The sequence below is a fragment of the Bacillus sp. FSL L8-0654 genome, assembly GCF_038629965.1.
Lineage (GTDB): Bacteria > Bacillota > Bacilli > Bacillales > Bacillaceae > Bacillus > Bacillus safensis.
Genome location: NZ_CP152026.1, coordinates 2,072,523 through 2,091,571, shown reverse-complemented (window position 1 = coordinate 2,091,571; position 19,049 = coordinate 2,072,523). Strand labels below are relative to the sequence as shown.

Below are 19,049 nucleotides of genomic sequence, written 5' to 3'. Positions count from 1 at the left end.
CGATAAATGAAGACATGTCATTTAGTCAAATATCATTTTATTAGGAAAAAAGAATCAAGCAACCCTATTTTATCAATCATCAGTTAAGAGGTAAATGACAATCGAAGAGCAGGGGATGTTTAACATCACCGAAAATGTGCTATAATGAGCGTTGTTTAACCTGAAAGGAGAATGTGAAAAATGGCAAAAAAAGGATACATACAATTAACGAATGGAAAGAAAATTGAGTTTGAACTTTACCCAGAGGCTGCTCCAGGTACAGTAGCAAACTTTGAAAAATTAGCGAATGAAGGCTTCTACGATGGATTAAAATTCCACCGCGTGATCCCAGGCTTCGTCAGCCAAGGCGGCGACCCAAACGGTAATGGAACGGGTGGTCCTGGTTACACAATTAAATGTGAAACAGAAGGAAATCCACATCAGCACGAAAGAGGTTCATTATCAATGGCACATGCTGGTAAAGACACAGGCGGCAGCCAATTCTTTATCGTACATGACCCGCAGCCGCACTTAAACGGTGTTCACACTGTTTTTGGCAAGGTAACATCTGGTATCGAGGCTGTACTTGATATGGAGCAAGGGCAAGGCATGGAAAAAGTTGAAGTTGTAGATGCTTAATCTAAAACACCGCTTAATCGCGGTGTTTCAGCGTGTAGACAAACCCTTGCATTCGGTGTCAGGTCTGCGCTCCGGTACTCACGAATGTTAAATTCGCTCCGTTCCAGTGCTCGCCCTTCCTAGACTTCAAAGGTTTTCAAACACGCTGAAAAGAAGACAAAGGGCTAAAATCAAGTTCATTTTAGCCCTTTGTCAACAATAAAAGACACCGCTTAATCGCGGTGTTTTTTTATTTTGTTTCTGATTCTACCGTGATTTGTTTCGTTATGCGGTAGGTGATGAGCCAATACAAAATGGCTAAAGCGCTGATAGAGGCACCAAAAAGACATACTCCGCTCCAGCCATAGGCTGCGTATATGCTGGTTGAAACAATTGAACCGGTCGCACTTCCGATGGAGTAAAAAATCATGTAAGCGGCAGTAAGCCGGCTTCTCGCCTCAGGCCGTACTGTAAAAATCATACTCTGATTGGTCACATGTACTGCCTGCACAGATAGGTCAAGAATAATAATGCCAATGACTAATGAAATAAGTGAATATTCAGTCAAACTGATGAAAAACCATGAAATGAATAAGAGGACAAGGGCTATACCGGTTGTGAACTGTCCAAAACCTCGATCAGCAAGGCTGCCAGCCCGAGCAGCTCCTAACGCTCCGGCTGCCCCAGCAAGACCAAATGCGCCAATAGCAGTATGTGAAAGAGAGTATGGCGCTGTACTGAGAGGCAGCACGAGTGAAGTCCATAACGTACCGAAGACAATAAAAATCAGAAGAGCCAGAATCCCACGGATGCGGAGAATTCGTTCTTGTATAAACAATGTAAACATTGAACGAAGCAGATCAGCATAGGATAATGATTCTCTTTTGCTGTCATCATGCGGGAGCACTCGGAACAATACGCCAGTCAGGATAAGCATGATGACGGCAGAAACAAGGTAAACAAACCTCCAGCCAGCAAAATCGGTTAATACACCGGCAAATGTCCGGGCGAGAAGAATACCGATTACAATTCCACTTTGCACCAAGCCGACTATACGGCCGCGCTCTTCTGGAGCAGCCCAACTTGCTGCAAACGCAACGAGTACCTGAGTGACTACAGCGAGCAGTCCGACCACTGCTAATCCTAGAAATAGGACGGCGATGATAGGAGCAATGCCGACTAGAATGAGGGCAAGCACAGATAAAAGCATCTGACCAATGATGAGCCGGCGTCGATTCAACAGATCACCAAGTGGTACTATCAGTAGCAGCCCCGCTGCATAACAAAGCTGAGTAATCGTAATGACAATACCGATGGATGAATACGTGATACCGAACTCGTCTGCCAGTGAATCTAGTAACGGTTGTGCGAAGTATATGTTTGCAACAGCCATCCCGCACGATGCTGCAAAAAGTAGTGCCATATAGTGAGTCATTTTTGATCCAGGCTTTATTCGAAAATGAGCCGTTTTCATATCAGGATGATCTCTTGGAGTCATTTTAGCTTTAACCATTCATTACATCCCTTCTTTTTTGTACTAAAAAGTATAATATACTAATCGGTATAAAATGATTCCTGTTAAGGATAACCAACAAAATGTTTTAAAGTCAAGATTTATTCCAGTTATTCTATGTTAATCTTGAAAGCAGAAAGGTAGTTTGACAATTTTACGTGAATAAAATAAAATTATAATGTACTGATTGGTAATGTTATCATGAAATGATTTTATTGTTGAAAAGAGGAATTGATGATGGTTCGACAGCGTGAGTTTGATGAGGAAAAAGCGTTGGATGATGCAATGGTGCTTTTTTGGGAAAAGGGATATAGAGCTACAACGTTAAGTGATTTGACTGCAAAAATGGGAATACAGCGGCCAAGCTTATACTCAGCCTTTGGAGATAAAGAGGAGTTATTTGAGGCTGCCTTACGCAAATATACAAAGCAGCATGCAGCCCGTATTCGAACAAAACTTCAAAACAATCAATCTGTAAAGGAAGCATTTCATACATTATTTACAGATGTAGTGGAAGAGGAATACAGGGATGGCCCGAGTAAAGGCTGTTTTTGCATTAATACGATAGTGGAGCTTGCTCCACACGAAGAGAAATTTGAAATTCTGACAAGAGAGCATCAGATGTATCTTTCGGTCATATTTGAAGAAAAGATTGTGCAAGGTATTCGCTCGGGTGAGCTTGAAAGCAGCTTGAATGCTAAAGCCTTAGCACAGACACTGGTCGTTTCTTTCATCGGGCTTACCGTCCTCATGAAGTCACGTCCAGAGCGTTCATTTGTAGATCATTCTGTAGCGACGATCCTATCCATTTTAAAATAAAATGGACAACACGCTATGACAGCTTCCATGAAAAAATCATACAGCATAGTGAAAGCGTATTTGATCCATTACATCAAAATACGCTTTTTCTTATAGGGCAGTCATGCGCAGAATGTATTTTTATGATATGATAGGAGAACAAACATTCGTATTTGCGGGGTGCCAGCACATCAGATGCAAATGAAGAAATCGGAAAGAAAGAAGGGGATACTTTGAAACCACTCACAAAAGAAGAGAAAAATCAAATGACGATGGCCATTCAGCGTTATTTTGCCGAAGAACGAGAAGAAGAGATTGGTGAATTAGCAGCCATTAATATACTAGAATTTATCACAAAAAACCTTGGAAGCTACTACTATAATCAAGGGGTTCGCGACAGCCGCAGCATCGCTGTTCAGCGGTCACAATTGTTAGAGGAAGACTTATTTGCACTCGAAAAAAGAATATAATGAAAAGCTTACAGTATGGTGTGTTACGAACTAATAAACAGGAGAAAGACCCCCTTAATAAAGAACGCATATTCGTATCATATGTAATGATTAAGAGGTGGAACCAAAGGGCCATCTGAATCGTTATATAAGTAACCATTAATGAAAATCAGCTTTTTTGGTTTTATTTCAATAAAAGAAGGAATAAAACATACAAATAGGCGAAGTGCAGATGATGGAGGTTCTAAATATGGGGAAAATTAAATTAAAAATTGCGATCTTATTTGTTTTACTGCTTTGTTTAGGCGCAGGTTATTTATACATGAATGGCATGAAAATTGAAGATGTGCCAACAGCCATTGGCGAAAGCTTAACAAATAATGATAAAGATTACACCATCTATGAATATACCATTACGAAAATTGATGGAGATGAATATTACGGTCAAGCGAAGAATGGCACAAAAATCATTTTTAATGGTAAGAAATTTGAAGATGATGTGGCCGATCTGAAAAAAGGCGATCGTATTAAAGCCTACTTTAGTAATGAAAAAAGAATAGATGGACTGATAAAAGTAGTAAAAGTCGTAAATTAACATGTCTCCTTTCCTATAAGGAGGCTTTTTTGTGTGAAGAAATCTTGATTGTTGCATTTGACAACAAGGATCGCTATAATAGCCCCTAAGGACAGCTAAATATCGATTGTATCCTTCGGGGCAGGGTGAAAATCCCGACCGACGGTAATAAAGCAAATGCTTTACAGCCCGTGACCCGTTAATTTATTAACGGTTGATTCAGTGAAAAGCTGAAGCCGACAGTGAAAGTCTGGATGGGAGAAGGATAAAGAAAGCTATGAACGAAAAATATTTGTTGATCATAGTCTTATTTCTGATGCAAAAAAAACAAAGCCCCGGAATTTTTTCCGGGGCTTTCTGTATGATTTTGTCGTTAATAGACTGCATGCAGTGTTTATTAGGTGATCCCTCATCTACCTTGTATGGACCATAAAAAGCGACGAAGGTGCTCAATCGATCACATGTCCCTAACATCGCTTTTTTTAAAAGTGAGAAATACAAATGAAACGAAAGGGAGGATCACATGTTTACGGGGATAATTGAAGAAGTTGGCACCGTTCAGTCATTAAGTAAAAAGTCAGCAGATGCCATGGAAATTGTCATTACATGCAGCCGTGTGCTGGAAGATGTTCACCTCGGAGACAGTATTGCCATTAATGGAGTATGTCTCACAGTCACTAGCTTCACAAAAGAACAGTTCGCGGCAGATGTGATGCCAGAGACGGTCAAAGCGACATCGCTGGATCAGCTGACACTAGGCAGTCCAGTGAATTTAGAGCGAGCCATGTCCTCAAATGGACGATTTGGCGGCCATTTTGTCTCAGGCCATGTTGATGGAACGGCTGTCATTACCCGGATAGAAAAGAAGAGTAATGCCATTTACTATGATTTAAAGATGAACAAGACCCTCACAGATATGCTCACCCAAAAGGGTTCGATCGCAATAGATGGTGTCAGCTTGACCATTTTCGATTTGCGAGATTCACATGTCACAGTCTCTATTATTCCTCACACGCTTGAAGGAACTATTTTCCCGACTAAATCTATGGGGGATATCGTGAATATAGAGTGTGACATGATCGGTAAATACATTTATCGCTTTTTAACAAAAGAGCAGAGCGAAAAACAGCCATCTCGATTGACCCCATCATTTCTAAAAGAGCACGGATTCTAGGAGGCGATTGTATGTATCATTCCGTTGATGAGGCAGTAAATGCCCTTAAACAAGGAGAAATCATTATCGTAGTGGATGATGAAGACAGAGAAAATGAAGGAGACTTTGTGGCACTCGCTGAGCATGCCACACCTGAGGTGATTAACTTCATGGCATTACATGGAAGAGGCCTCATTTGTACGCCAGTCCATGCGTCGATCGCCAAACACCTGAATCTGCATCCAATGGTTGAACATAATACGGATGCACACCATACAGCATTTACAGTAAGCATCGACCATGTGACAACGACGACTGGTATTAGTGCTTTTGAGCGCTCGACGACCATGCTGGCCATGTTAAATAAAGACGCAAAACCAGAAGAGTTTGCCCGACCAGGACATGTTTTTCCGCTTATTGCAAAAGAGGGCGGCGTACTAGAAAGACCAGGTCATACAGAGGCGGCGGTTGATCTTGCTAAACTGGCAGGCTCAGAGCCAGCGGGTGTCATATGTGAAATTATGAATGCAGATGGATCAATGGCGCGCGTCCCTGAACTAAAGGAGATCCAAAAACAGCATGATTTAAAGATGCTGACAATCGAAGCATTACAGACATATTTAAACAACAATCGAACAGCCGCTATTGAAACAAAATAAAAATCACAAAAAAGGATGATCAACATATGAATACAATACAAGGCCATGTAGTAGCAGAAGGACTAAAATTTGCAATCGTTGTAGCGAGATTCAATGATTTTATTACAAGTAAACTGTTAGATGGAGCAGAAGATACATTACTCAGACACGGAGCAAATGGTGATGATATCGATGTTGTGTGGGTACCAGGCGCTTTTGAAATCCCGTACATGGCAAAAAAATTAGCAGAAACCAAAAAATATGATGCAGTCATCACACTTGGAACCGTGATCAGAGGGGCAACGACTCACTATGATTACGTTTGTAATGAAGCTGCTAAAGGAATTGCTCAGAGTGCTATGTCAACAGGGGTACCGATTATCTTTGGTGTACTCACAACAGAATCTATTGAACAAGCCATTGAAAGAGCTGGTACAAAAGCAGGAAATAAAGGCAGCGAATCGGCTGCAGCTGCTATTGAAATGGCGAATCTCAATCGAACGTTCTCTTAATTTAGTGAAAAAGAGTTTAAAAACGGTATAAAAATGTTTATAATGTGTGATGAGCAAATGAATCATAAGACATTTGCTGGAAATTAGGATAATTTGAATATTGAGGGGTATATATGTTAATTCGTTACAAGAGGTCTTTTGAAAAAATTGCCATGGGACTTCTGTCCTTTATGCCGGGTGAGAAAGACGTCAAACAGCTTCAGCAGACGATGAAGTCATATGAAATGGATGAAGATCGGCAGCTGTTCCTATGGAAAGATGGCGAGGATATTGTAGGTGCTATTGGTGTGTTGAAAACAGACGACCAAGTACAAATTGAGCATATTAGTGTGAATCCATCCCATCGTGATCAAGGAATCGGCAAGGAAATGGTTTTAGCCGTGGAAGAAATATTTAAAACCAAAACACTCATTCCAAATGAATTAACGCAAGGCTTCTTTCATAAGTGTCACAGCGAATCAAATTAAATATCACACATGTAAAAGCAGAGGCTACAGTCCTCTGCTTTTTTTACGTTCAATCTGCTTTTTTCGTTCCAGCAAAACTTCTGTCCGGTCACGGAGTCTATGTTTTTCGATTAAAAATGTATGGGATAAGTTGCTTTCCTGTCCAAAGAGCAGTCCTTCTTTTTGGGCCATTTCTTGGCATAAAGAAAGAAGTGCTTCATCTTTGATTGGCAGCATCACACTTTCATAGGGCATATCTTCATCCATTTTCTTTTTCAGCGTTCTCAGAAGCATCAGAAATGCCTCATCATCCAGACCGAGATTCGATAATACTGAACGGTTTGCTTCTAACAAATGAAGACTGTTAGAAATGAGCCGTTTTGCTCCTTTTCCATTTCCCCGCCTTTGATGATACAAGGCAACAGCGAGCTGGATGAGCCCGACCCAATATTCTTTGCGCTGCTCAGGGGGATCTTCTTTCCAATATTCCTCTAAAATTTCATGACACTCAAAATAATCTCTTGTCGTATGAAATTCGTGTAAAAAAGCCACGTACGCTTCAGGATACACAGCGGTCATCTCCTTTTCCACTCTCAGTCTAACATATCGAAAAGAAAAGAAGAAAGAGCGTCCCTTTAGTGAAAAGGACGCTCTGTTTCTTTAATAAACCCAAGCCGCGCCAACGATGATCAGCAAGATGAAAAGCACGACAATTAGCGCGAATCCTCCGCCGAAGTTATAGCCATCTCCCATAATGATACGGCCTCCTTTTTCATCAGTTCTGATTACAATGGTATTCTATGTATAAATGCCCTTATTGGTATGGGCGGATCCACAGTTTTTCTCGATTTGCCTAAGGCATCATGGCCGAAATTATATTGGACGAGAGCTTTATCCTGTCTTATACTAAAGGTTAGCCGGTGAAACGGTACTTAGAAGACAGTAGAAATGGTGAGAAAAAGATGCTGGAATATCAGGTGAAAATAGATTCGTTCGAGGGTCCTTTGGACTTGCTTTTACATTTAATTAACCGGTTGGAAATTGATATTTATGATATTCCCGTCGCTAAAATTACGGAGCAGTATTTATTATATGTCCACACGATGAGGGAGCTTGAGCTCGATGTTGCGAGTGAATATTTGGTCATGGCTGCAACCCTCCTGAGTATTAAAAGCAGAATGCTTCTTCCGAAACAAGAGGAAGAGCTGTTTGATGAAGACCTGCTCGAAGAGGAAGAAGACCCTCGAGAAGAGCTGATTGGCAAATTGATTGAATACCGCAAGTATAAAAATGCAGCACAAGAACTAAAGGAACGCGAAGAAGAAAGGCAAAATGCCTTTACAAAACCACCGAGTGATTTAAGCGAATTTGCAAAAGAATCAGAAGCGAAGGACACAAATTTACACGTAACGGTGTATGATATGTTAGGTGCGTTCCAAAAGGTATTAAATCGAAAGAAAATAACGAAACCAGCACCATCAAAGATTACAAGACAAGAAATCCCGATTGAAGACAAAATGAATGAGATTATGAACCATTTAAGAAAAACAAAAAAGCGGACCAATTTCATGACTCTATTTCAACATGATCAAAAGGAACACCTTGTCGTGACGTTTCTTGCTGTTCTCGAATTGATGAAAAGTCATCAAATCATGCTAGAGCAGGAAGGGAACTTTGAAGACATTTATATCATAGGGAGTGAAACGATTCATGACGCTTGATATCGTGAATTGGAAAGCCATCTTAGAAGCGCTGCTGTATGCAGCAGGTGACGAAGGCTTAACAAGAAAACAGCTCATGTCTGTTCTTGAAGTAGATGAGTCGGTATTACTCGACATTATGTCTTCCGTAAAGGAAGAATATCAAAAACAAGAACGAGGGATTGAGCTCATTGAATATGCAGATTCATATATGCTGCTGACGAAAAAAGAATACAGCATGTATTTAAAAAAATTAGTCGAGACACCATCCAAGGGTTTGTCGCAGGCAGCGCTGGAGGTGCTTGCCATTGTTTCTTATAAACAGCCGATTACACGCAGTGAGGTAGAGGAGATCAGAGGAGTCAAATCAGAGCGGGTACTTCATAGCTTAGTAGCCAAAGCACTGCTCTGTGAAGTAGGACGTGCCGATGGTCCGGGACGAGCGATTCTGTATGGGACAACCCCTACCTTTTTAGAGCAATTTGGCTTAAAGGCTTTAGATGAATTACCGCCGCTTCCAGAGAATGTAGAAGCAGATGGAGTACAAGAAGAGGCCGATCTATTTTTTGAAAACTTCAATCAAACATTTGAAGACATAAAATAGTTCAAAAGAATGAAAAATGTATGATAAAATATAAAAAAGATTTTAGGTCTAAAATCTTTTGATGACAGATAAAATGGTGACAAAGCCATGAGGGGAAGGTAAACACGAAACAAATGGCACATATGAATGTAAAGGCTCAAGTTGATCAAGCAGGCGTCTTTTTATCAAAGGTTGCAATTGAAATGAATGGTTTTCTGAACGAAACCACCTTATCAAGCTTGAAACGATTAAACCCCGAAGCGGAAGCCTATTATTGTGACATATTGAGTACATTACGGAAGCTTGCAGTGTACAGCGAGGATGCAGCAGCAGTTTGCAGGAAAATGGGCCAGCAGCAGACATTCCCGCAGCAAGCCGCACAGCAGATGCTCCACCGTATTTATCATCAATGTATTGAAGAATTTTTCACGCCTAAAAAGGATACATGGTATGAAGACAGCCGTTCGGCCTATACAGGAAAAAGCAGCATTGTTTTTCACCATGAAGTATCCGCTGATATGAAACAATTATTTTCTTCATTAGAAAAAGACTTTTTAGCGATGAGAGAAGAGCTGGAATATACGACTTCTCATCAGCAAGTGAAAATGGTATAAGCAATTTGAAGAAGCGCCTCTATATGTAGAGGCGCTTTTTTTTATGGACGAGGCATCATAACTTTTTCAGCAGAGCATACACTTGTACAAAACGGACAAGGACGTGAATGAACATGCCCTATTTAAAAATTGGAACAGCAGTCCTTCTTCTATTTACACTCTTACTGCCTTTTTCCTCACATGCCAAAGCAGACATTTCATTATCAGTGAGTGCAAGAAGCGCCATTTTAATAGATGGACAGTCAGGCAGAGTCCTATTTGGAAAGGACGAGCACGAAAAAAGAAGAATCGCCAGTATTACAAAAATCATGACGGCTGTATTAGCCATTGAATCAGGAAAAATGAAAGATACCGTCAAAGTATCAAAACGTGCGATTCAGGCGGAGGGGTCATCCATTTATTTAAAGGAAGGGCAGAAGGTGAGCTTAGAAGATTTGACATACGGGCTCATGCTGCGTTCTGGAAATGATGCAGCTGTTGCCATTGCAGAGCATGTTGGCGGCAGCTTAGAAGGATTTATCTTTATGATGAATCAAAAGGCGGCTGAACTAGGAATGGAGAATACGAATTTTCAAAATCCGCACGGACTCGATGATCATAAAAATCATTATTCATCAGCCTATGACATGGCGATCCTAACAAAATACGCGATGAAACATAAACAATATCAAAAAATTGCCGGTACAACTTTCTATAAAGCGAAGACAATGGAAGGCTATTGGAAAAATAAAAACAAGCTGCTTACCGGTTTATACGAATATTCCACTGGAGGGAAAACAGGATATACAAAGCTTGCAAAACGAACACTTGTCTCCACCGCTGCAAAGGGTGATGCTCAGCTGATCGCTGTGACCATTAATGCACCTGACGACTGGAAGGATCATATTTCTATGTTTGAATATGCATTTGATCACTATAAAACGTATGTGCTTGCTGAAAAAGGAAGGCTTGCTTCGTTAAAAGGGACCTTTTACGAAAAAAAAGCGTTTATCAAGCGTGATGTGGACTATTTTTTAAATGAAGATGAGAAAAAACTTGTCAAAATTGAAACGGAAATGCTCACCCCTGAAAAGAAGTGGAAAAAAAACGCCGAAGCCATCCCAGATGTTGTAGGAAAAATGACGATTTTGTTAGATGGACAGGTGATCGAGCAATTACCGATTTTTTATGAAAATAAACGAAACCGCATGCCTCAAAAAAGCTTTCAAGAAATGTTTAAGTCTGTCTTTCAGACATCTATAGGCGGATCTTCATGGTCAATCTAATTTGGGTATTTCTCACTGTCATCGGTCTTGTCTATGCGATGTTTAATGGAACGATGCAGGAAGTAAACGAGGCTGTATTTAAAGGCTCAAAAGAAGCGGTTACTATTTCAATTGGTTTGATTAGTGTCCTCGTTTTTTGGCTCGGGCTCATGAAGATTGCCGAAGAGGCAGGGCTGTTAAAATTCTTTAGTAAATTGTGCCGGCCTTTTATTTCAAAGCTATTCCCAGATATTCCGCCTAATCATCCTGCAATGGGGTATATTTTGTCCAATCTCATGGCGAATTTCTTTGGTCTCGGGAATGCCGCTACACCGCTGGGGATTAAGGCGATGGAGCAGATGAAAGCATTAAACGGCGGAAAAAATGAGGCAAGCCGTTCTATGATTACATTTCTAGCGGTCAACACATCCTCTATCACACTTGTGCCAACAACCGTCATTGCAATAAGAATGACCTATGGGGCAGATCAGCCAACAGATATTGTAGGGCCAACCATTTTAGCAACACTCATTTCAGGAATCGGTGCAATTATCATCGATCGTTATTTCCACTATCGCAGAAGCAGGCGGGGGTGATCTTGTGGCATTTATTAACTGGCTGTCACTTGCTTTGATTCCACTGATCATCGCAGGAATTTTGATTGCTGGAACCATTAAAAAGGTACCAACCTATGAAACATTTGTGGAGGGAGGAAAAGAGGGCATTCAAATTGCCTTTTCAATCATTCCCTATTTAGTCGGTATGCTTGTAGCCATTACGATATTCCGTGCATCAGGTGCGCTTGATTTTGTTATGGGACTATTAAAACCAGTCTTTACAGCGATTGGTTTCCCGCCAGAAGTCGTGCCGCTTGCGTTTATTCGCCCGATATCAGGAACGGCTGCACTTGGAATGACATCAGACTTAATAGCGACGTATGGCCCAGATTCTTTTATTGGCCAGCTTGCAGCTGTCATGCAAGGGTCAACAGACACCACCCTTTACATTTTAACGGTCTATTTTGGAGCAGTTGGGATTAAAAAAATGGGAGATGCGCTGAAAGTAGGTTTGCTAGCAGATCTCATTGGTGTCATTGCCTCTGTGATTATCGTCAGTTTGTTATTTAGCGGCGCCTAATCAGGCGCTTTTTTGTATTTCATGGATGGAAAATCGCTTTTTAGCTGAAATTAGACAGACGAAACGCTTATTTTTCCACGAATGCTTGTTTGTTTTAAGTCAAGCAAGTAAGATAGTACATGAGGTGAAAGACAAATGGAACGTTTACAGAAAGTAATTGCACATGCCGGCGTCGCTTCAAGACGAAAGGCTGAAGAATTAATTAAAGAAGGACGAGTTACCGTTAATGGTCAAACAGTGACAGAGCTCGGAGTGAAGGTGGGCTCTTCAGATAAAATTGAAGTCAATGGATTAAAGCTTGAAAGAGAAGAACCGGTTTACTTTATGCTTTATAAACCGCGCGGCGTCATTTCGGCTGCCGAGGATGATAAAGGACGCAAGGTCGTCACAGATTTCTTTGATGATGTCCCGCAGCGCCTTTATCCAATCGGCCGGTTAGATTATGATACGAGCGGTTTGATTTTGATTACAAATGATGGGGAATTTGCTCATAAGCTCATGCACCCGAAATACGAAATTGATAAAACGTATGCAGCGAAGCTAAAAGGCATTCCATCAAAGGAACTGCTTAGAAAGCTAGAAAAAGGGATCATGTTAGATCATAAAAAAACAGCACCTGCTCGTGCGAAAATGCTTTCTATTGATAAACGAAAGCAAACTTGTATTGTTCAATTAACCATTCACGAAGGCAGAAACAGACAGGTGCGCCGCATGTTTGAAGCGATTGGACATGATGTGTTAAAGCTAAAAAGGGAGCAATATTCGTTCCTTCATATTGAAGGTATGAGACCAGGAGACCGCAGAGAATTGTCTCCGCATGAAGTAAAGCGCCTGAGAGCAATTGCCGATCATGGGAAAAGCGCTTTTTAATTTTCACATAAACTTCAAAAAATGAAGAAGCATCAAAAGAAGGAGAATGCTATAATTTACCTGAATGTCTATGGGGAAGGGGTACTTCAGATGAAAAAAAGACGGTTTTTCATACGGACGGGCATTCTCCTCGTGATGCTTGCTGCACTATGTTATACAATGTATAACTCAGTATTTGCCAAACAGGATCGAGTCAAAGAAGGATCTATTGCGCCAAACTTTGTCCTTCAATCTGTCGATGGGGATCGGATTGAGTTAAAGGACTTAAAAGGCAAAGGTGTCTTTCTTAATTTTTGGGGTACATGGTGTGGTCCGTGTAAACAGGAATTTCCTTATATGGCGAATCAATATGAAGTGTTCAAGGATCGCGGTGTGGAAATTGTTGCAGTCAATGTTGCGGAATCCAAGATTGCCGTGAAAAATTTTATGGAGTCCTATGGCGTGAATTTTCCTGTTGCCATGGACAAAGATCGCCAAGTGACAGAGGCATATGATATTACGCCGCTGCCAACCACATTTTTAATCAGTCCTGAAGGCAAGGTAATCAAAGTCATAAAGGGAACGATGACAGAACGTAATGTCTATGAATATATGAATTTGATTAAACCAAAGGGGTCATAGAATGAAAGAGGTAAAGTGCGAGTGTGGACATATTAATCCAATCGGTACTGTTCTATGTGAATCATGCGGGAATCCCATTGCGGCTAAAGAGAAAAACTCTTCAAAGCTGCTTGATATGAGATATGACGGCAGTGCAAGACGCTCGCAAACATACAACAAAACGATTGTTGATAAAGTATGGAACTTTTTTTCTTCCGTTAAAGTGGGTGTGTGGCTGATTGTCATTACACTGCTCGCTTCTTCGCTTGGAACGATTTTTCCGCAGGAGCGATTTATTCCGCCAGGTGCATCTGCTTCCACGTATTATGAAGAGCAATATGGATCGTTTGGCAAGCTGTATTACACACTAGGATTCCATGATCTTTATAATTCTTGGTGGTTTTTAGCCCTTGTCGCATCAATCGGAATCTCCCTTGTCATTTGCAGTCTCGACCGCGTTATTCCTCTTTATCGAGCACTCAAAAACCAAGGGGTTATCAAAAAAGAAGGCTTTATGAGAAGACAGCGTCTGTTTAGCGAGACAGACAAAACATTAGATCAGCATACATATGAAGGCATCATAAGAGCAATGAAACAAAAGCGTTACCGCGTGCGAGAAGAAAATGGGCATATTTTAGCCGAAAAAGGACGTTTTTCACGCTGGGGACCTTACGTCAATCACATTGGACTAATCATCTTTCTCATTGGAGCGATGCTCCGGTTTGTCCCGGGCATGTACGTGGATGAAACGCTTTGGGTCAGAGAAGGGGAAACTGCACCAATTCCAGGTACGGATGGTCAATACTTCTTGAAAAATAATGCGTTTTCAATTGATCGCTATGAAACTGGAAATGAAAAAGAAGTGTTTGAGAATGCCATTGAAAAAGCTGGCGACGGTCAAGTGGTGAAAAGCTATAAAACGGATGCTATTTTATACAAACGTGAAGGAGAAGTTGTATTTGGTGAAAAGCCCAAGCTGAAGCAGGTAACAGAACACGATATCAAAGTGAATGAACCGCTCAAGTTTGACAATTTCTCATTATATCAAGTAGATTTTAAGCAAAATGAACTCGATCAAATGGTCTTTCAGCTGATTCGTAAAGATACAGAAAAATCTTTCGGTACAGTGAAGATTAATCTGCTGGAGCCTAAGTCAGAATATGATCTTGGTAGCGGTTACAAAGTCAAGGTGATGAGCTATCTGCCTGATTTTTATTTTGACGATGATGGAACGCCGAGTACGAAAACAAGGAATCCGAATAATCCTGCTTTCGTGTTTGAAATGATTTCTCCTGAAAAACCTAAAGGTGAAAAAAGCTTTGTCGCCATTCAAGAGACAGTAGAGGGTTCTGATAACAATCTATATAAAATGAAGTTTGATCGGGTTGAAACGAAAAACGTTACAGGGTTAACAGTTAGAAAGGATTTAACACTTGGCGTGCTCATAGTAGGCGGAATCATCTTCATGATTGGTGTCGTGCAGGGGATGTATTGGCAGCATAGAAGAATCTGGCTGTCGGCAAAGGATGGAAAAGTATTGGTGGCAGGACATACAAACAAAAACTGGTTCGGGTTAAAGTCCGATATTGGAGTGTTACTGAACGGCAGTGGCATCAAACAGCCAGTTGATCAAAAAGAACTGCCTGATACAACAAGTATCAGCAAAAGCAAGGGGGAAGGATTAGATGGCGGCAGTCAGTGAAAATCTGTTATTTGCAGCTTTTCTATTTTATTTAGCGGCAGTTCCTTTTTTTGGTGGTGCCATTAAGGGAAAAAAAGAAGAAGGACCGCGCAGGAATAAGGCGGCACTCATTGGCATTACGCTTACCATCATCGGTTTTTTGAGCCAGTTGGGCTATTTTATTTCAAGATGGATCGCATCTGGCCATGCACCAGTCAGTAATTTGTTTGAGTTCACAACGGCTTTTGGCATGATGCTGGTGCTTGCATTCATCATTTTATATTTTGTGTATCAAGTGTCTGTACTTGGTTTATTCACACTTCCAATCGCTTTATTAATTATTGCCTATGCAAGTATGTTCCCATCAGATATTTCACCGCTGATTCCTTCACTTCAAAGTAATTGGCTTTATATTCACGTGACAACAGCAGCACTTGGCCAAGCCATTTTAGCCATCAGCTTTGTGGCAGGTGTCATCTTTCTATTAAAGCATGTGGATCAAACAAAGCCAGGGAAGAAGACGTTTGGTTTAGAGCTTGTCATGTTTATGATTGTGGTCACACTTGCATTTATCGCTGTTACGTCTATCTTTAGAATGACAGGATATGAAGCGACATTTAATTGGATCGATAAAAATAAAGAAAAAAGTGAGATGGTCTATGAGCTGCCAGCTCTTGTCGGACCTCATAAAGGGGAGCTTGTGACGGAAGATCGTTTGGAACCGTTTGTTGAGCTGCCGCCTGTTTTTTCAGGTAGAAAGGTCAATACGGTGTTATGGTCATTTGGCGTAGGGCTGATCATATACGGACTCATTCGATTGATCATTCGCAAACGGCTGAGCGCACTGCTTCAACCGCTAGTGAAACAGGTGAATCTAGATTTAGTTGATGAAATTGGGTATAGGGCGGTTTCGATTGGTTTCCCTGTATTTGCGTTAGGCGGGCTGATCTTTGCCATGATCTGGGCGCAAATTGCATGGACTAGGTTTTGGGGCTGGGACCCGAAGGAAGTATGGGCATTGATTACGTTTCTCTTTTATGCTGCCTATCTTCATCTTCGCTTGTCGCGGGGCTGGCATGGTGAAAAGTCCGCATGGCTTGCTGTGATCGGCTTCGCCATTATTATGTTTAATCTCATCTTTGTCAACCTTGTCATTGCGGGGCTTCATTCTTACGCATAATCACAAGGAAAAGCCAACTTTTATGATTCAATTCGGCTTTTTGTTAAAATGAATGTAACAACGGAGAAAGCAGGAGGACTGTCTAATGGAACACACAACTCAAACGAAAATATTAGTCGTAGATGATGAGGCAAGAATTCGCCGCCTTTTAAAAATGTATTTAGAACGTGAAAATTATGAAATCGATGAAGCGGAAAATGGAGATGAGGCGATTCAAAAAGGGCTTCAAACCGATTACGACCTCATTTTGCTCGATTTAATGATGCCTGGTACAGATGGAATCGAAGTGTGTAATCAAATTCGAGACAAAAAAGCGACTCCAATCATTATGCTGACGGCAAAAGGAGAAGAAGCCAACCGCGTTCAAGGATTTGAGGCAGGAACGGATGACTACATCGTCAAACCTTTCAGCCCGCGTGAAGTGGTTTTACGTGTAAAGGCATTGCTCAGAAGATCGTCTCAAACGTCTTATTTGAATACTGGGACAACAACAAAGGATGTTCTTGTGTTTTCTCATCTTTCTATTGACCATGATGCACATAGAGTGACGGCTGATGGCAAAGAAGTCAGCCTCACGCCGAAGGAATATGAGCTTTTATATTTCCTTGCAAAAACACCAGATAAGGTCTATGACAGAGAAAAGCTGCTAAAAGAAGTATGGCAATATGAATTCTTTGGAGACTTACGAACAGTTGATACGCATGTCAAACGACTTCGTGAAAAACTGAATAAAGTGTCACCAGAAGCAGCGAAAAAAATCGTAACTGTATGGGGTGTCGGGTACAAATTTGAGGTCGGCGCTGAATGAAACTGTGGAAAAGTGTTGTAGGAAAGCTATGGTTAACCATTCTTTTCCTCGTCCTGATCGTTTTATCTATTTTAACTGTGCTTCTTTTAGAGTTCATTGAGAATTATCATGTAGAAGAAGCAAAATCTGATTTAACACAAATGGCAAACAAAGTAGCGGTCATTTTAGAAAGCCATGAGGATCAATCGCTTGCAAGGTCGATTACATCAGAGCTCGCTGACAAATTGACGAGTATTGCGATCATCCAAGAGGACGGGCTAGAGTGGTATTCGTCTGAAAAAGACGGGAAGCTTCCTGCGATTACAAAGAAACAAATTGAAGCAGACAGCGATTTAAATCAAGCACTGAAAGATCGTAAAAAAATCAGTAAACGTGCAGAACCTGATGCAGGCAATCAAAAAGATGAACGGATTGTAGTCGGTGTTCCATATGAGGCGAACGGAAAAAAAGGCATGGTCTTTCTTTCTCAGTCACTCCTCGCTGTAGAACAAACAACGAAACATACGACACGCTACATCTTTTTAGCCGCCGGAATTGCGATTGTACTGACCACTATATTCGCTTTCTTCTTGTCAACACGTGTCACCTATCCTCTCAGAAAGATGAGAGAGGGTGCACAAGATTTGGCGAAAGGGAAATTTGATACAAAGATTCCTATTTTAACGCAAGATGAAATTGGAGAACTGGCGATCGCCTTTAATCAAATGGGGAAGCAGCTTAAATTCCATATCACAGCCTTAAATCAAGAAAAAGAACATTTATCTAATATTTTAAGCAGTATGGCTGATGGCGTCATCACCATCAATATTGATGGAACGATCTTGATGACAAATCCTCCAGCAGAACGATTTTTACAGGCATGGTATTACGAGCAAAATATGAAGATCAAAGATGGAGATGAACTGCCTCCAGAAGCGCGCGAGCTATTTCATACAGCTGTCAGTACAGAAAAAGAGCAAATGATCGAAGTTACGCTGCAAGGGCGTACCTGGGTTCTTCTCATGTCTCCTCTGTATAATCAGCAGGATGTCAGAGGAGCAGTTGCAGTCCTTCGTGATATGACGGAGGAACGAAGACTTGATAAGCTGAGAAAAGATTTCATTGCCAATGTCAGTCATGAGCTTCGTACGCCAATTGCCATGCTGCAAGGGTACAGCGAGGCAATTGTAGATGATATTGCAGGATCAGAAGAAGAAAAGAAAGAGATTGCGCAAATTATCTATGATGAATCACTGCGAATGGGACGACTTGTGAATGATCTTCTAGATCTAGCGAGAATGGAAGCAGGTCACATTACACTGAATCTTGAATCAACAGATACGGAAGAGCTGACTGAGAAGATCTACCGCAAGTTTCTCGGGATTGCGAAAGAAAAACAAATCGACCTTACGTATGATATTCAAGTCGATGAACCGAACTTTGTATTCGATCCAGATAAGATTGAGCAAGTGTTTACGAATCTCATTGATAATGCCATTCGTCATACACCAGAGGGCGGCGAGGTTCACTTCTCGGTTCAATCGGTGGAAAACGGACTGAAAATGGATGTAAAAGATTCGGGGAGCGGAATTCCCGAAGAGGATCTGCCCTTTATTTTCGAACGCTTCTATAAAGCCGATAAAGCAAGGACAAGAGGACGTTCTGGTACTGGACTTGGCCTTGCGATTGTGAAGAACATCGTCGAGGCACATCAAGGCTCTATACATGCTCATAGCAAAGCGGGTACAGGTACACACTTCACATTTTATATTCCGAGAAAAAAGCAGGAACTCGTCTAATCTTGACGAAGAATCTTGTTACATGAGAAACACTTCTTTTCGTAAAGAAAATGAAGTGTTTTTTCTATTTTCAAATTTTTAAGGAGAAGTTAAACAAAAAGCCCTTTCCAAACTGTCGAACTTGTAATATATTTGTCATAAAGTTGTAATGTAACGTTTTATAAGAGTCACTCG

The 19,049-nt window shown here is 41.1% G+C and carries 23 protein-coding genes and 1 riboswitch; of the genes, 20 read left to right on the top strand and 3 right to left on the bottom strand.

Annotated features, from left to right (window positions below):
• The first annotated feature begins 180 nt into the window (after nucleotides 1-180).
• Complete coding sequence (locus MHH65_RS10590) at nucleotides 181-618, top strand: peptidylprolyl isomerase (protein ID WP_008359679.1); 438 nt, start codon at nucleotides 181-183, stop codon at nucleotides 616-618.
• A 229-nt stretch (nucleotides 619-847) separates the two neighbouring features.
• Here the strand turns inward: MHH65_RS10590 and MHH65_RS10585 are convergent, their stop codons facing one another.
• Nucleotides 848-2,071 carry an MFS transporter gene (locus tag MHH65_RS10585; RefSeq protein WP_255290991.1) on the bottom strand — a complete coding sequence of 408 codons (1,224 nt, stop codon included), beginning with the start codon at nucleotides 2,069-2,071 and terminating at the stop codon, nucleotides 848-850.
• Nucleotides 2,072-2,347: 276 nt separating this feature from the next.
• Here MHH65_RS10585 and MHH65_RS10580 point away from each other — a divergent pair, with 276 nt between their 5' ends.
• The 7 genes from MHH65_RS10580 (at nucleotide 2,348) to MHH65_RS10550 (ending at nucleotide 6,701) form a co-directional block, all read left to right on the top strand.
• Nucleotides 2,348-2,929, top strand: a complete 582-nt coding sequence (locus MHH65_RS10580; RefSeq protein ID WP_034280371.1) for a TetR/AcrR family transcriptional regulator — start codon at nucleotides 2,348-2,350, stop codon at nucleotides 2,927-2,929.
• 212 nt (nucleotides 2,930-3,141) lie between these two features.
• Entirely contained in the window at nucleotides 3,142-3,378 is a 237-nt protein-coding gene (locus tag MHH65_RS10575) for a DUF2164 domain-containing protein (protein WP_024422853.1), read from the top strand.
• Between the two features lie 229 nt (nucleotides 3,379-3,607).
• A complete protein-coding gene (locus tag MHH65_RS10570; RefSeq protein ID WP_008344451.1) occupies nucleotides 3,608-3,952 on the top strand; it encodes a hypothetical protein in 345 nt (114 codons plus the stop codon).
• 107 nt (nucleotides 3,953-4,059) lie between these two features.
• Nucleotides 4,060-4,201, top strand: a riboswitch (FMN riboswitch).
• Between the two features lie 253 nt (nucleotides 4,202-4,454).
• Nucleotides 4,455-5,105: a riboflavin synthase gene (gene ribE / locus MHH65_RS10565; RefSeq protein ID WP_098677459.1), complete on the top strand. Its 651-nt coding sequence runs from the start codon at nucleotides 4,455-4,457 to the stop codon at nucleotides 5,103-5,105.
• An 11-nt stretch (nucleotides 5,106-5,116) separates the two neighbouring features.
• Nucleotides 5,117-5,743, top strand: a complete 627-nt coding sequence (gene ribB, locus MHH65_RS10560) for a 3,4-dihydroxy-2-butanone-4-phosphate synthase (RefSeq protein WP_080652974.1) — start codon at nucleotides 5,117-5,119, stop codon at nucleotides 5,741-5,743.
• A 26-nt stretch (nucleotides 5,744-5,769) separates the two neighbouring features.
• Complete coding sequence (gene ribE / locus MHH65_RS10555) at nucleotides 5,770-6,234, top strand: 6,7-dimethyl-8-ribityllumazine synthase (RefSeq protein ID WP_029706184.1); 465 nt, start codon at nucleotides 5,770-5,772, stop codon at nucleotides 6,232-6,234.
• 113 nt (nucleotides 6,235-6,347) lie between these two features.
• Entirely contained in the window at nucleotides 6,348-6,701 is a 354-nt protein-coding gene (locus MHH65_RS10550) for a GNAT family N-acetyltransferase (protein WP_024422850.1), read from the top strand.
• A 24-nt stretch (nucleotides 6,702-6,725) separates the two neighbouring features.
• Here the strand turns inward: MHH65_RS10550 and MHH65_RS10545 are convergent, their stop codons facing one another.
• Together MHH65_RS10545 and MHH65_RS10540 are read right to left on the bottom strand one after the other, a co-directional pair.
• Nucleotides 6,726-7,250, bottom strand: a complete 525-nt coding sequence (locus MHH65_RS10545) for a DUF309 domain-containing protein (protein WP_024422849.1) — start codon at nucleotides 7,248-7,250, stop codon at nucleotides 6,726-6,728.
• Between the two features lie 90 nt (nucleotides 7,251-7,340).
• A complete protein-coding gene (locus tag MHH65_RS10540) occupies nucleotides 7,341-7,433 on the bottom strand; it encodes a YjcZ family sporulation protein (protein ID WP_012010430.1) in 93 nt (30 codons plus the stop codon).
• A gap of 209 nt (nucleotides 7,434-7,642) precedes the next feature.
• Here MHH65_RS10540 and MHH65_RS10535 point away from each other — a divergent pair, with 209 nt between their 5' ends.
• The 12 genes from MHH65_RS10535 (at nucleotide 7,643) to MHH65_RS10480 (ending at nucleotide 18,875) form a co-directional block, all read left to right on the top strand.
• Nucleotides 7,643-8,401 carry a segregation/condensation protein A gene (locus MHH65_RS10535; RefSeq protein ID WP_024422848.1) on the top strand — a complete coding sequence of 253 codons (759 nt, stop codon included), beginning with the start codon at nucleotides 7,643-7,645 and terminating at the stop codon, nucleotides 8,399-8,401.
• Complete coding sequence (gene scpB, locus MHH65_RS10530) at nucleotides 8,391-8,984, top strand: SMC-Scp complex subunit ScpB (RefSeq protein ID WP_024422847.1); 594 nt, start codon at nucleotides 8,391-8,393, stop codon at nucleotides 8,982-8,984. Before MHH65_RS10535 ends, scpB begins: the two co-directional genes overlap by 11 nt.
• A 113-nt stretch (nucleotides 8,985-9,097) precedes the next feature.
• Nucleotides 9,098-9,577, top strand: a complete 480-nt coding sequence (locus tag MHH65_RS10525) for a YpuI family protein (RefSeq protein ID WP_024422846.1) — start codon at nucleotides 9,098-9,100, stop codon at nucleotides 9,575-9,577.
• A gap of 113 nt (nucleotides 9,578-9,690) precedes the next feature.
• On the top strand, nucleotides 9,691-10,842 hold the full coding sequence (locus MHH65_RS10520; RefSeq protein WP_024428069.1) for a D-alanyl-D-alanine carboxypeptidase family protein: 1,152 nt from the start codon (nucleotides 9,691-9,693) through the stop codon (nucleotides 10,840-10,842).
• Nucleotides 10,830-11,417 (top strand): nucleoside recognition domain-containing protein, encoded by a 588-nt coding sequence (locus tag MHH65_RS10515; RefSeq protein WP_024428070.1) that lies wholly within the window; start codon nucleotides 10,830-10,832, stop codon nucleotides 11,415-11,417. Before MHH65_RS10520 ends, MHH65_RS10515 begins: the two co-directional genes overlap by 13 nt.
• Nucleotides 11,418-11,421: 4 nt before the next feature.
• Nucleotides 11,422-11,958, top strand: a complete 537-nt coding sequence (locus MHH65_RS10510; RefSeq protein ID WP_024422843.1) for a spore maturation protein — start codon at nucleotides 11,422-11,424, stop codon at nucleotides 11,956-11,958.
• 135 nt (nucleotides 11,959-12,093) lie between these two features.
• Entirely contained in the window at nucleotides 12,094-12,828 is a 735-nt protein-coding gene (gene rluB, locus MHH65_RS10505) for a 23S rRNA pseudouridine(2605) synthase RluB (RefSeq protein WP_024422842.1), read from the top strand.
• Between the two features lie 90 nt (nucleotides 12,829-12,918).
• The gene (locus tag MHH65_RS10500) at nucleotides 12,919-13,449 is read left to right on the top strand and encodes a thiol-disulfide oxidoreductase ResA (protein ID WP_024422841.1); all 531 of its coding nucleotides are present in this window, start codon (nucleotides 12,919-12,921) and stop codon (nucleotides 13,447-13,449) included.
• 1 nt (nucleotide 13,450) lies between these two features.
• On the top strand, nucleotides 13,451-15,130 hold the full coding sequence (locus MHH65_RS10495; protein ID WP_024422840.1) for a cytochrome c biogenesis protein ResB: 1,680 nt from the start codon (nucleotides 13,451-13,453) through the stop codon (nucleotides 15,128-15,130).
• Nucleotides 15,114-16,289, top strand: coding sequence for a c-type cytochrome biogenesis protein CcsB (gene ccsB / locus MHH65_RS10490; RefSeq protein WP_044332831.1), 1,176 nt, complete (start codon nucleotides 15,114-15,116; stop codon nucleotides 16,287-16,289). The genes MHH65_RS10495 and ccsB overlap by 17 nt, the downstream gene beginning before the upstream one ends.
• 85 nt (nucleotides 16,290-16,374) lie before the next feature.
• Nucleotides 16,375-17,097, top strand: a complete 723-nt coding sequence (locus tag MHH65_RS10485) for a response regulator transcription factor (protein ID WP_003215596.1) — start codon at nucleotides 16,375-16,377, stop codon at nucleotides 17,095-17,097.
• A complete protein-coding gene (locus tag MHH65_RS10480) occupies nucleotides 17,094-18,875 on the top strand; it encodes an ATP-binding protein (protein WP_335350943.1) in 1,782 nt (593 codons plus the stop codon). Before MHH65_RS10485 ends, MHH65_RS10480 begins: the two co-directional genes overlap by 4 nt.
• Nucleotides 18,876-19,049: the final 174 nt, after the last annotated feature.